Here is a 12981-nt window from a genome sequence, read left to right as displayed (position 1 = left end):
CCCGGGCGCGTCAGAAACCGTGGCGCGCGCCGCCGTCCACCGGAAGCATGACGCCGGTGATGTAGGAGGCCGCGGGGGACAGGAGGAAGGCGGCGGCGCGCCCGAACTCGTCGGGTGTGCCGTAGCGGCCCAGCGGGATGGCTGCCGAGCCGCGGGCCCTGACGGCTTCCGCGTCGCCGGACATCTCGTCCAGCTGCCTGGTCCGGTCCGTGTCGATGCGGCCGGGGATGAGGCCGAGTACGCGGATGCCGCGCGGGCCGAGTTCGTTGGCGAGCGACTTGGCGAATCCGGCCAGTCCCGGGCGCAGACCGTTGGAGAGCATGAGGCCGGGGATCGGCTCGTGGACGGAGCGGGAGAGGACGAAGCCGATCACGCCTCCCTCGGGCAGGGCGCCGGCGGCCGTGCGGGCGAGCCGGACCGCGCCGAGGAAGACGGCCGAGAAGGCGGCCTGCCACTGCTCGTCGGTGTTGGCGCTCTCCCCGGAGGCGCCGCTGCCGGGGGGCGGCCCTCCGACGCTGATGAAGACGCCGTGCAGGGCGCCGAAGCGGTCACACGCCGCGGCGACCAGGCGCTCGGCCGCCTCCGGGTCGGCGTTGTCGGCAGCGACCCCCAGAGCGCGCGGGCCGAGCGCGGTGGCCGCGGCCTCGGCGGACTCGGGCGTACGGCCGGTGACCACGACGTTCGCGCCCTCGGCGGCCAACTGGCGGGCGGTGGCGTAACCGAGCCCGCGGGTCGCTCCTGTGACGAGGAAGGTACGGTCCTTCAGTCCAAGATCCATAGGGACATTCTGCCGCAGTTTCCTCAACCCCCTTGCCCCCGGCCCTCGTTGGCCACGCCCACCCCGGAACGCACCGCTTCGCCCCCGCCTCCGACCGCGCCGCGGTAGGCGAACCACGGAACGAAGAACTGGGTGATGGGGCCGACGGCGAGCGCGTACAGCACCGTGCCGATGCCCGCGGTGCCGCCGAGCAGCCAGCCCACGACGAGCACACTGATCTCGATCACGGTGCGGACGAGCCGCATGGAGCGCCCGGTGACCGCGGACGCGCCGGTCATCAGGCCGTCCCGCGGCCCGGGGCCGAAGCGCGCGCCGACGTACACGGCGACGGACAGCCCGTTGAGCAGGATCCCGCCGACGAGCAGGCAGGCACGGGCGGGGATCCCCAGGTGCGGCGGGATGAGGAAGAGACCGAGGTCGGAGAAGCACGCCAGGACGACGATGTTCGCGAAGGTGCCGAGCTTCGGCGCCTGTTTGAGCGGGATCCACAGCAGCAGCACGAGAACGCCGATGACCGCGCTGATCGCGCCGAAACTCAGGGAGGTGTGCTGCTCAAGGCCCTCGTACAGGACGCTCCACGGGTTGACGCCCAGCGCGGCCCTGACCATCACCGACAGGCTGAAGCCGTAGAGGGCCAGGCCGATGAACAGCTGGGGAAGGCGCCGCAGCGGGCGCTCGCTGACGCGGACGTAGGTGAGCGGGGGCAGCTGCGGGGCCGGGCGGCCCCTCAGACGTGCCGCCCGGCGATGCCTGAGCCCGCCTTCGCCGCCATCGGAGATCTTCTGATCCACACTCGCCTCCACAAGGAAGTTGTCTGTCCGTCAGGTCTGTCCGTCAGGCCAATAAGGCGAGTCTGTAGACTGATTGGCCCAGTTGACATGGCCAATCGGAGAGGAATGGTTGGTATGGCTGATCCGGACCCGCTGCATCCCGTGGACGGCATAGAGCGCAGCGACCGCACCCTGGGCAGTCGTCAGCTCGCCGCGATGCTCCCCGATCTGACGGGCATTCGGCCCGCCTACCGCCGGCTGGCCGATGCGATCGGCGAACTGATCCTGGAGGGGCGGGTCGCCCTGCACGTCAGGCTCCCCGCCGAACGGGAACTCGCCACCGCCCTGCACACCAGCAGGGCCACCATCACCGCCGTCTACGACCTGCTGCGCGAGCGCGGGTTCGCCCACAGCCGCCAGGGCTCCGGCACCTGGACGGATCTGCCCGAAGGCCGCAAGCCCAAGGGCGTCACCCGGCTCCTGGGCCCCGAGGACACCGCGATCGACCTCGCCCGTGCCGCCCCAGGACTGCCCGAGCAGGCGCTCGTCGATGCGCTCGCCCACGTCACCCCGCACCTCGCCGCGCACGCCCACACCCCCGGCTACCACCCCTACGGCCTGCCGGAACTGCGCGCCGCCATCGCCGAGCGCTTCACCCGGCGGGGGCTTGCCACCGTGCCCGAGCAGATCCTGGTCACCTCCGGCGCGCAGCACGCCTTCACCCTGGTCCTGGGCCTGTTGTGCGCTACCGGCGACCGGATAATGGTCGAGAACCCGTCCTACCCCAACGCCCTGGACGCGGTGCGCAGAGCCCGGCTGCGCACCGTGTCGACGCCCATGACCGACGTCGGATGGGACATCGAGATCGCCGAGTCGACGCTGCGTCAGGCAGTGCCCCGCCTCGCCTACTTGATCCCCGACTTCCACAACCCGACCGGCTGCCTGATGCCCGAGCACGAGCGGATCCGCCTCCTGCGGGCCACCCAGCGCTCCGGCACCTGGCTCGTCATCGACGAGACCCTCACCGACCTCGCCCTCGACGTCCCGGCCCCACCGCCCTTCGCCTCGCACGCCACACCGGGCGGCGCAGGACAGATCATCACCATCGGCTCGATGAGCAAGACCCACTGGGCGGGCCTGCGCATCGGCTGGCTGCGCGCCCCGGCCAGGCTCGTCACGGAAATCGCAGGACAGCGGGTCGCCACCGACATGGGCGGCTCCGTCATCGACCAGCTCCTGGCACTCGCCCTGCTGGCCCGCGCCGACGAACTGCTGCCGCCCCGCCTGGAACAGCTGCGCACCCAGCGCGCCGCCCTGGCCGCCGCCCTGGCCGAGCACATCCCGCAGTGGAGCTGGCAGCTGCCACCCGGCGGCCTGTCCCTGTGGGTCGACCTGGGCAAGCCCATCGCCTCGGCGCTGGCCGACCGCGCACTGGACTACGGCGTGCGGATCGAGGGCGGCACCTACTTCGCCACCGACCCCGGCATCTTCGAACAAAGGCTCCGCATCCCGTACACCACCGCCCCCGACACCCTGCGCGAGGCGGTACGCCGCATGGCCAGGTCACTGGACGACGAGCCCACCCCCTCGTCCGGTAGCCGCCGCCCCCACTGGGTCGCCTGAATCCGACCGTCCGGTCCCCGTCGGCCGCGCTCATCGCGGCGGATCGTCGTCCGATGGCCCTTCTCCGGCGGCCCGCGACACCACATCACTGAGCCAATGGCCCAGTGACATCGGTTTCTGTTGAGCCAGGCGCGCTCAGGATGGTCTGATGGTCCTGTCGATGGCGCTGCGGATCCCGCGGCGCCTTTTTCATGCCGTAGCGGAGGTTGGGTTGGCAAGCGTGCTGAAGAGAGTGATCGTCGCTCCGGATCCCGGGCGGATGCGCCTGCGGAGCGCCACTCGGGCCGTGCTCGGCATCGGCCCGGCCGCGGCGCTCTCGGGCCTTGCGGGCGGCTCGCTGCCGGCCGCTGTCGTCGGCGGGCTCGCCGCGCTGCTCGCGCTCTTCACGGTCACGGACACCACCGTCAAGGGGCAGGCCGTCACGACCGCACTGCTGCCCGCCGTAGGTATCCCCGTACTGGCGCTGGCCGCCGTCCTGCACGAGCTTCCGCTGCTGCGGGACGTCACGTTCCTGGCCACCGTCTTCGCCGGTGTCTACGCCAGGCGCTGGGGCCCGCGCGGCCATGCGCTGGGAACCTTCGCCTTCATGACGATGTTCGCGGCACAGTTCCTGCACACCGTCCCCGGGCAGTTGCCGATGCTGTACGCCGCCATCGCCCTCGCCCTCCTCGTCTCCTCGACGGTCCGTTTCGGGCTGTGGTGCTACGAGCGACGCCTGACGCCGCCCGCCGTGACGGCCCCGCCGGCCGGCAGAGGGCTGGCCCGCGCGACGACGCGCCAGGCGCTCCAGGCGACCGTCGCGGGAGGGTTCGCCCTCGTGGCGGGACAGATGCTGTCCGCCGACCGTTGGTACTGGGCGGTCGGCGCCGCGTGGTGGATCTTCGTGAACACCGCCTCGCGCGGGGAGGCGCTGGTCAGAGGCTTCCGAAGGATCCTCGGTACGGTCCTCGGCATCGTCGTCGGACTGTTCGTCGCGGTCCCGCTGCACGGCGCCGCGATCCCCACCGCCGTGCTCCTCGCGGTCTGCGTCTTCGGGATCTTCTACACCGCCGCGGTGTCCTACAGCTGGATGGTCTTCTTCGTGACGGTCCTCGCCGGGCTGCTCTACGGAACGCTGGGGGTCCTCGACGGCGGGCTGCTCGTGCTGCGGGTCGCCGAGACCGGCGCCGGAGCCGTGGGCGCGGCCCTGGCCGTGCTGCTCGTGCTGCCGGTCACCACGCACGTCACCACGGACGCGTGGATCCGGCACGCGCTGCGCTGCGTCCACGCCTGCGCCGCCGAGAGCGCCGCGCGGCTGGCGGGATCGCCGACCGCCGACCCGGCCCCGCGGGTCGCCGAACTGGAATCGCTGCTCGGCAAGGTCAGGCAGACGCTGGCCCCGCTGACGCACCCCGTCAACCCGTTGCGCGCCCGCAAGGCGCGCGCCGCCCACGTGCTGCGGCTGCTCGACGACTGCGCCCGCGAGGTCCGTGGACTCGCCGCCGTAGCGGCCGACCCGGATGCCTCGCACGACGCGCGCCTGACCGCTGCCTGCCGTCGCGTGGAACTCACGGTCGAGGCGCTCTTCGCGCCCGGCGACGCCCCCGGCGACCAGGCCGTTCCGGCGGCGCAGCACGGTGCGGCGGAGCCCGCGCTCGCGCATCTGCACGGCCTGGAACGCGCACTCGCCGAACTGGCCGCGCCGCTGCGCAGCCGGACCCGGGAACCGCTGGGAGCCTGAGCCGGCAGCGAAGTCCGCCGTCCGCCCGATGCCCCCTGGCCCCGGCTGTTAGCGTCGCCGTATCCGTGCGGGCGGACGCCTCCCGGCCTCCTGCGGGCGGCCGGGCAGCCGGCCCGGACGGGGACGAGCGGCGGCCGGTGACGAAGGGCGGAGCAGTGGGGACCACGGAGCGCGGACTGCGGGCGTACATCGGATCGTTCACCACGGCGGGCGGCGCGGGCCTCACCACCGCCGCCGTCGACCCGGGGACCGGCGCCCTCACCGCGCTCCACACCACGGACGTGCTGCCCAACCCCTCCTTCCTCGCCCCGAGCCCCGACGGCCGCCACCTCTACGCGGTCAGCGAGACCACCGACGGCACGGCTGCCGCCTTCGCCCTCACCCCCGAAGGCCCCGCACCCCTGGGCCCGCCCGTCCCCGTCGGCGGCGCCGACCCCACCCATCTCACCCTGACCTCCCGTCACTTGGTGACCGCCCACTACACCTCCGGCAGCATCAGCGCCCTCCCCGTGCGCGCCGACGGCACACTCGGCGGACTCGCCGCCGTCCTGCGGCACGAGGGCAGCGGCCCGCGGGCCGACCGCCAAGAGGGCCCGCACGCGCACGCCGTACGTGCCGACCCCTCCGGCCGCTGGCTGCTGAGCGTCGACCTCGGCACCGACTCGGTCCGCTGCTGCACCCTCGACCCCGCGAGCGGAACGCCGGCCGTCCACGCCGAGGTCAGGCTGCGCCCCGGCAGCGGACCGCGCCATCTCGCCTTCCACCCCGGCGGCGCCTTCGCCTACGTCATCAACGAGTTGACGCCGACGGTCACCGTCTGCCGCTGGGACGCGGCGACCGGCACCCTGACGCCACTGGGAGAGACCCGGCTCCTCCCGGACGCCGGGGACGCACCCGGTGCGCCCGAGACCTTCCCCTCCGCGCTGGTCCTCTCCCGGGACGGCCGGTTCGCCTGGGCCGCCAACCGCGGGCACGACAGCATCTCCGTGCTGGCCATCGACCCGTCGGACGGGCACGCCACCCTGGTCGGCACGGTTCCCTGCGGCGGTCACTGGCCCCGCGACCTGGCGCTGCACCCCGGTGGCCGGCACCTCTACGCCGCCAACGAGCGCTCCGGCGACGTCACGTGGTTCACCCTCGACCCGCACACCGGCCTGCCGGTCCGTGCCGGATCACTCGCCGCCCCCGCCGTCTCCTGCGTGGTCTTCGCCTGACCAGGCCCGCCGCCGTCAGCCCGATGCGGCGGCCCGACCGGCCTGACCGGCCCGAATCGTCGTCCGCCGGTCGCCGTGGGCATCCCAGGTCCGCCCCGAGAGGCCCTGACGGCCCTCCTCGCGGGCGCCCGCCCGGCGGGCCGCTCCCCGCGACCCACCCGCCTGCCGCAAGCCGTCTGACGGGCATCTGGCGACCTCGGCCGACGGGCCGGGCCAGGGAACGCGCGAGGGCCGCCCCACGCCCTGCGTGAAGCGGCCCTGCGAAGTGCTGCGAGCGCTACAGGTGTCCCCGTGCCGGGCCCCGACCCCGGCTCGACGGCACGACCTAGTGGGCCGGTGTGCTCTGGCCCGCCGGCCGGAGGGTGATGCCCACCGAAGCCGCGTAGTTCGACAGCACCAGCCGGCCCACGGCGCCGTACGCCCCCAGGGCCTCGGCCGACGCACAGCCGGCCTCCGCGGCAGCCGCCCCCAGCAGCCCGTCGGAGATCTCAGGGCCGATCAGGTACGGCGCGAGCGCCAGCTGCCGCGAGCCGGACCCGCGCAGCTGCTCCGCCGTACGCGAGATCGCGCCGTCCTCGTCCAGCGCGGCGGCCAGTACCGGCACCGCAAGACGGGCCGAGAGCAGCATGCCGGTGATCCCGGCGGCCTGCACGGCCTCCTCGCCTCCCACGGTGGCCAGGATGATGCCGTCGGCCGCGGTGGCGACGGTGAACAGCCGCGCGCGGTCGGCGCGTGCCAGACCCGCCTCGGACAGCCGGACGTGCAGCGCCTCGGCGAGCAGCGGGTGCGGGCCGAGCACGTCGGTCAGCTCGGCGCCGGAACCGCTGTTCATGATGGCCTGGCGTATGCGTCGCAGCAGCGAACTGTCCGGCCCCGCCAGCAGCGGCACGACCACCGCGGCGGGCCCGGTCTGGCCGGTGGCGCCGGTCCGCGCCTTGTGCTCGGCGCCGGCCTGCGCCAGCACCGCCTCCAGCGCGGGGAACTCCGCGTCGCCCCCGTCGACGTACCCGATCCGGGCGTCGAGGCCGGGCAGTTCGGAGCGGGCGATGCTGGAGACCTCATCCGCCAGGCTGCGGGCGGCGGATGTGGGGGTGCCGGGCACGGCCAGGACCAGGACGGGTGCGTCCTCAGGGGCGGCGAGCGGCTCCGGCTTGCGGTGGCGGCCGGACTGCCGCGGGCGCGGCATACGTACAGGCAGGCCGGGTGCCGGGCTCAGGGAATCGTCGTCAAAGCGGGGCGAGCCAGGTGCGGGCCCAGTGGGGGAACTCATGGCGCCGCATGCTAACGCCTCGGAGTACCCCGGTGCCGAGGGAGGGTTCGGTCAGGGGGCATCCGTCCCGATTTATCCCGCGCGTCTTGGTGGCTTCAGCCCGCCACAGGCCGCGTGATCTGCAACAACTCGCCGTCGGCCGGCAGCGTCAGCTCCTCGCGGGCCAGCGCGGCGGCGAGGGTCAGCGCACCGTCGAGCGGGCTCCCAACGGCCTGGGTGCAGACGACCCCGGGAAGCCGCGTGGCGAGTGCGGTGCGCAGCGGGCCGAGCAGCGGCTCGCCCATGCGGAACAGCCCGCCGGTCCACGCCACCGTCCGCGCCCCGCCCGCCGGGCAGACCGCGGCTGCCGCATCGGCGATGTGCCGTGCGGCGTCCCGCAGGATGCCCGCCGCGACCTCGTCGCCGTCCGCGCATCGTGCGACCAGCGGGGCGAACGACGCCAGGACGGCGGGCCTGTCGGTCCGTGGGTAGAGTTTTCCCGGCAGCCCGCCGGCCGGCCCGAACTCCGCCTCGGCGCACGCCAGTAGCGCCCGCGAGCCGCCTGTGCGTCCGTCATGGGCGCGCAGTGCGGCCTCCAGACCGGCCCGGCCGATCCAGGCGCCGCTGCCGCAGTCGCCCAGCAGATGCCCCCAGCCGTCGGCCCGCCGCCAGCTTCCCGCCGCGTCCGTGCCGAGCGCGATCAGGCCGGTGCCGGCGGCGATGACGGCACCGGGGCGCTGGCCGAGCGCGCCGGCGTACGCGGTGACCGCGTCGGCGGCCAGCACCAGATGCCGGGTGCCGAAGGCGGCGGCCAGCGCCGCGGGGAGTACGGCTCGCAGGTCCTGCCCGAGCGTGCTCATCCCGGCGGCTCCGACACAGACGGCGGCGAAGCCGTCCGCTCCGGCAGCGAGCCGCAACTGCTCGGCGGCGGGCAGCAGTTGGGACATCAGCTGCTGTGCGTCGATGCCGCGCGGGCCGGTGCGCACCGGCTCGTCCGACGTGTACGTGGCCGCCGTCCCGGCACGCGGGTCGGCCGCGGGTGCGACGGCCATCCGCAGCCCCGAGCCGCCCGAATCGACGCCGAGAACATGGCGGCCGGGTGCGGCGGATCTGCGCTCCGCGGTGCCCGGCGGCTCAGCCAAGGCCGCGGGCGTCCTGCTTGAGCGCGGTGTCGACGGTCAGCGCCGTGGCGACGACCAGGCTGAGCAGCGGATCGGGGAGCTGCCGGTGGACCTGGAGCACGTAGTTGTCCGCCGTGGTGAACATCGTCTTGGCGAGACCTTCCCAGGTCTTGGTGATCCGGGCGACCTCGGTTTCGGTGTGGTCGACGATCGCGAAGTTCCAGGCGCGCCAGTTCTCCGCCTTGATGGCGCCGATCTGCTGGCCGTTGACCATCATCCCGAAGTTGATCTTGCCGATGGCGTTCTGCTGCACGATCTCGCCGACCGGCTGGCCGTCGGGGCGCTGCACGATCACCTTGGACTTGAGGATCTTCGCGGGCCGGGTCAGCACCAGCAGCGGCTGCCCGTACGCGTCCCGGATCTCCAGCTTGTGGGTCATGTACTGGTCCAGGCTGGAGACGACCCGCAGCACCTTCTTGGCCGTGCTCTGGCCGACCTGGACGACCGTGCCGAGCGTGTTCCCGTGCTGGTCGAAGACGCTGTACTCGTTGGTGACCTCAATGAGCTTGGCCTTCTGGTTCACCACCAGGACCGGCTCGGTGAACAGGCTGCCGCCGCCGGGACCGCCCGGCGCGACCCCTGCCTGCTGCTGGACCTGACGCTGCACACCCTCCGGATGGCCGCCGGCCGCTCCCGGTGCGTGCTGGGGCGGGTACGGCTGCGGCATCGGCTGCCCCGGCGCCTGCTGCGCGGGCTGCCCCTGCGCGTACCCCGGCTGTCCGTGCGCCGCGCCGGCCGACTGTCCGTACGGCGCCTGCTGCTGTCCGTACGGCGCCTGTCCCTGCTGGTGCGGGGCCTGTTGGGGCGCGGGCCCCGCGGCCTGCGGGGCGGCCTGGACCGGCTGGGCGGGGGCGGGCTGCTGCTGGGGGACCTGCTGGGCGGCCGGCTGGGGCTGCTGCGGCTGGGCCCGTTGCGGCTCGGCGTGCGTGTGCTCGGTCCATCGGGCGCCGTCCCACCAGCGCAGTTGGTGGGGGGTGCCCTGCGGGTCGGCATACCAGCCCGCAGGGATGTTCGCGTTCGTCATGCCGGAACAGTACCGCCCGGCCTCAGGGCAGCTGCCAGTCCACCGGCTGGGCTCCCTGCTGCGCCAGGAGGTCGTTGACGCGGCTGAAGGGACGGGATCCGAAGAACCCGCGGTCGGCGGACATGGGGGAGGGGTGTGCCGACTCGACGGCCGGCAGATTGCCGAGCAGCGGACGCAGGTTGCGCGCATCGCGGCCCCACAGGACCGCGACGAGCGGGCGGTTGCGGCCGACCAGTGCGCGGATCGCCTGCTCGGTGACCTCTTCCCAGCCCTTGCCCCGATGCGCCGCCGGTTTGCGGGGCGCGGTCGTCAGCGCTCTGTTCAGCAGGAGTACGCCCTGTCTGGTCCAGGGGGTCAGGTCGCCGTTGGACGGCCGGGGAAGGCCGAGGTCGGAGTGCATCTCGCGGAAGATGTTCTCCAGACTCCCGGGCAACGGTCTGACGTCCGGCGCGACGGAGAAGCTGAGTCCCACCGCGTGTCCCGGCGTCGGATACGGGTCCTGTCCGACGATCAGCACCCGTACGTCGTCGAACGGTTGCTGAAAGGCGCGCAGCACATTGCTGCCTGCCGGGAGATAGGTGCGTCCCGCGGCGATCTCCGCCCGCAGGAAGTCGCCCATCGCGGCGATCCGTCCGGCGACGGGCTCAAGTGCCTTGGCCCAGCCCGGTTCGACAATGTCTTGTAGAGGTCGTGCAGCCACGGGATCACCCTACTGGCCCAGCGCCCTCCCGTATCAATCCATGACTTCCCTCCTGGTCCTCGGCCCGCGCCGTCCCTCGTGCCGCCGCTTCTCCCCGTTCTCCCCGCCGCTCGCTCACGCCACCGCCGCCGCCCGTACGCACAGCACATCGGGCAGGTGCGAGGCGAGCTGCCGCCAGCTCTCGCCGTCGTCCGCGCTGGCGTAGACCTCGCCGTTGCGGTTGCCGAAGTACACCCCTGCGGGGTCGGTGTCGTCGACGCACAGGGCGTCCCGGAGCACCGTGCCGTAGTGGTCCTCGTCCGGCAGGCCGTGGGTGAGCGGTTCCCAGGCGGCCCCGGCGTCGGTCGTGCGGTACACCCGGCACCGGTGGCCGGCGGGCACCCGGTCGATGTCGGCGGTGATGGGGAAGAGGTAGGCGGTGTTCGCGGCGCGCGGATGGGCGGCCACGGCGAAGCCGAAGTCGGACGGCAGGCCCGCGCCGATGTCCGTCCACCGGACGCCGGCGTCGTCGCTGCGGTAGACGCCCCAGTGGTTCTGCAGGTACAGCCGGTCGCGGTCCACCGGGTCCTGGGCGATCTTGTGCACGCACTGGCCGAACTCCGGGTGCTGGTCCGGCAGGAAGACCGCCTTCACGCCGTTGTTCGACGGCTTCCAGCTGGCCCCGCCGTCCGTGCTGCGGAAGACGCCGGCCGCCGAAGCCGCGACCGTCACCGCGTCCGCGTCGCGCGGGTCGGTGATGACGGTGTGCACGGCGAGCCCGCCGCCGCCCGGCATCCAGTGCTTCCGGCTCGGGTGGTCCCACAGCGACCTGACCATGGTGAAGGTCTCGCCGCCGTCGTCGGACCGGAACAGGCCGCCGGGTTCCGTACCGGCGTAGACCACATCGGGGGCCGCGGGCCCCGCCGGGTGCAGCTGCCACACCCGCTCCAGTGAAGTCCCGGTGTATTCCGGGTACTTGACCGCGGGTCTGGTCGGTTCCTGCCAGCTTTCGCCGAGGTCGTCGGAGTGGAAGACGGACGGGCCCCAGTGGGGGCTGTCGGCCCCGGCCAGCAGCCGGGGCGCCGCGCGGCGGGTGTCGATCCCGAGGGAGTACACCGCCTGCGCGGGGAAATGCGGGCCGCTCAATTCCCAGTCGCCGTGCCGTCGTCGGCCGACGAAGAGCCCTTTGCGGGTGCCCACCACGAGTAGTACGTCAGTCATGCCCCTACACCTCCGGGACGCCGTTGTCTCAGATGCCGTCAGTCTGCACCCGACCACTGACAACGGCGTCCCGGAACGGCATCGGCGCAGGTCACACGGCCATGCCCGGCCTGCAGTGCGCGCCGGGCACCCGCGGTTCCGGTCCGGGCGAACGGCGGCGGCAAGGCCCGCCTTCATGCGGCAGGCGCGCGCCGCACCGACTGCCGGTGCGACGCGCGCCCACCGCGTGGCGACCGCCTCAGACGGCCCGCTGGTACTGCTCCGGTACGCGGATGCCGATCCCCAGCTCACGGGCAGCCAACAGCGCGAAGCTCGGCGACCGCAGCAGTTCCCGGCCGAGGAGTACGGCGTCGGCCTGCCCGTCCGCGACGATCTTCTCGGCCTGCTGCGCCTCGGTGATCAGGCCCACGGCCCCCACCGGCAGCCCGGCCTCCTTCTTGACCCGCTCGGCGAACGGCACCTGGTAGCCGGGCACCGCCTCGATCCTGGCGTCCGGTGCGTTGCCGCCCGTGGAGGTGTCCAACAGGTCGACACCGTGCGCCTTCAGGTCGGCCGCGAAACGGACGGTGTCGTCCGCCGTCCAGCCCTCGCGGGCGTCGTCCTCGTTCTCGGAGAGCCAGTCGGTGGCCGAAATCCGGAAGAAGACCGGCAGTTCGTCGGGCCACACCTCCCGTACGGCGTCCACGACCCGCAGTGCGAAGCGCGTCCGGTTCTCGTAGGAGCCGCCGTACTCGTCGGTGCGCCGGTTGGTGAAGGGCGAGAGGAACTGGTTGACCAGGTAGCCGTGCGCGCCGTGCACCTCGACGACGTCGAAGCCGGCCGCGCGGGCCCTGCGGGCGGTGGCGGCGAACTGCCCGACGATCTCGTCGATCTGCGCGGTGGACAGCTCGTCCGGGGTCTGCGAACCGTCGTCGAACGGCACCGGGCTCGGGGCGAGGGGCGTCCAGCCGTACGGCTCGTCGGAGCGGATCGTGGCGCCGCGGTCGACCCACATCCGCTCGGTCGACGCCTTGCGGCCGGCGTGCGCGATCTGGATGCCGGGGACGGTTCCCTGCGAATTCAGGAAGATCGTGATCCGCCGGAACGCCTCGGTCTGGGTGTCGTTCCACAGTCCCAGGTCGTACGGGCTGATGCGGCCCTCGGGGCTGACCGCGGTCGCCTCGGTGAGGATGAGTCCGGTGCCGCCTGCCGCGCGGGCCGCCAGGTGCTGGAAGTGCCAGTCACCTGGCACCCCCTCCATGGGGCCTTCGGGGGCCGCCGAGTACTGGCACATGGGAGCCATCCAGATGCGGTTCGGGATGGTCAGCGACCGAAGACGGATGGGCTCGAACAGTGCGCTCACGGCTGGCTCCTGTACCTCACGACGTGCGGACTCCGGCCGAGCCCGCCCTCATACGATAAACGCCGTACTACGGCAGGTGTCAAACTACGATGTTTCTCGTACGAACCGCGCCGCCGTGCCGGAAACCCCGGTCGGCGTGACACCGGGACCGTGCCCCGTGCGCTCTCCCCGCCCTGAGGT

General features: G+C 73.2%; 11 protein-coding genes. 3 read left to right on the top strand and 8 right to left on the bottom strand.

Translation table 11 applies throughout. The features are described 5' to 3' along the window. Positions 1 to 10 precede the first annotated feature (10 nt). Positions 11 to 778 carry an SDR family oxidoreductase gene (locus ACGFNI_RS06430; protein ID WP_393681126.1) on the bottom strand — a complete coding sequence of 256 codons (768 nt, stop codon included), beginning with the start codon at positions 776 to 778 and terminating at the stop codon, positions 11 to 13. A 23-nt stretch (positions 779 to 801) separates the two neighbouring features. Then, positions 802 to 1485, bottom strand: coding sequence for a YitT family protein (locus tag ACGFNI_RS06425; protein ID WP_393681474.1), 684 nt, complete (start codon positions 1483 to 1485; stop codon positions 802 to 804). A 198-nt stretch (positions 1486 to 1683) separates the two neighbouring features. Here ACGFNI_RS06425 and ACGFNI_RS06420 point away from each other — a divergent pair, with 198 nt between their 5' ends. From ACGFNI_RS06420 to ACGFNI_RS06410, 3 genes are all read left to right on the top strand, one after another. Beyond that, on the top strand, positions 1684 to 3171 hold the full coding sequence (locus tag ACGFNI_RS06420) for a PLP-dependent aminotransferase family protein (protein WP_393681125.1): 1488 nt from the start codon (positions 1684 to 1686) through the stop codon (positions 3169 to 3171). 220 nt (positions 3172 to 3391) lie between these two features. Continuing rightward, entirely contained in the window at positions 3392 to 4891 is a 1500-nt protein-coding gene (locus ACGFNI_RS06415) for an FUSC family protein (protein ID WP_393681123.1), read from the top strand. Positions 4892 to 5046: 155 nt separating this feature from the next. Continuing rightward, positions 5047 to 6105, top strand: a complete 1059-nt coding sequence (locus tag ACGFNI_RS06410) for a lactonase family protein (RefSeq protein ID WP_393681122.1) — start codon at positions 5047 to 5049, stop codon at positions 6103 to 6105. A gap of 325 nt (positions 6106 to 6430) precedes the next feature. On the opposite strand, the gene ACGFNI_RS06405 is transcribed toward ACGFNI_RS06410, so the two are convergent. The 6 genes from ACGFNI_RS06405 to ACGFNI_RS06380 all read right to left on the bottom strand — a co-directional run bounded on the left by ACGFNI_RS06405 (position 6431) and on the right by ACGFNI_RS06380 (position 12801). After that, a complete protein-coding gene (locus tag ACGFNI_RS06405) occupies positions 6431 to 7375 on the bottom strand; it encodes a sirohydrochlorin chelatase (protein WP_393681120.1) in 945 nt (314 codons plus the stop codon). Between the two features lie 95 nt (positions 7376 to 7470). After that, positions 7471 to 8406, bottom strand: a complete 936-nt coding sequence (locus ACGFNI_RS06400) for an N-acetylglucosamine kinase (protein ID WP_393681472.1) — start codon at positions 8404 to 8406, stop codon at positions 7471 to 7473. Between the two features lie 82 nt (positions 8407 to 8488). After that, positions 8489 to 9559 (bottom strand): phospholipid scramblase-related protein, encoded by a 1071-nt coding sequence (locus ACGFNI_RS06395; protein WP_393681118.1) that lies wholly within the window; start codon positions 9557 to 9559, stop codon positions 8489 to 8491. Positions 9560 to 9581: 22 nt separating this feature from the next. Further along, the gene (locus ACGFNI_RS06390) at positions 9582 to 10259 is read right to left on the bottom strand and encodes a uracil-DNA glycosylase (RefSeq protein ID WP_393681116.1); all 678 of its coding nucleotides are present in this window, start codon (positions 10257 to 10259) and stop codon (positions 9582 to 9584) included. A 114-nt stretch (positions 10260 to 10373) separates the two neighbouring features. Then, positions 10374 to 11459 carry a WD40/YVTN/BNR-like repeat-containing protein gene (locus ACGFNI_RS06385; RefSeq protein ID WP_393681114.1) on the bottom strand — a complete coding sequence of 362 codons (1086 nt, stop codon included), beginning with the start codon at positions 11457 to 11459 and terminating at the stop codon, positions 10374 to 10376. 238 nt (positions 11460 to 11697) lie between these two features. Next, a complete protein-coding gene (locus ACGFNI_RS06380) occupies positions 11698 to 12801 on the bottom strand; it encodes an NADH:flavin oxidoreductase/NADH oxidase (RefSeq protein ID WP_393681112.1) in 1104 nt (367 codons plus the stop codon). Positions 12802 to 12981: the final 180 nt, after the last annotated feature.

The organism is Streptomyces sp. NPDC048644 (genome assembly GCF_043199105.1).
GTDB lineage: Bacteria > Actinomycetota > Actinomycetes > Streptomycetales > Streptomycetaceae > Streptomyces.
This window is presented reverse-complemented; position numbering and strand designations above follow the sequence as displayed.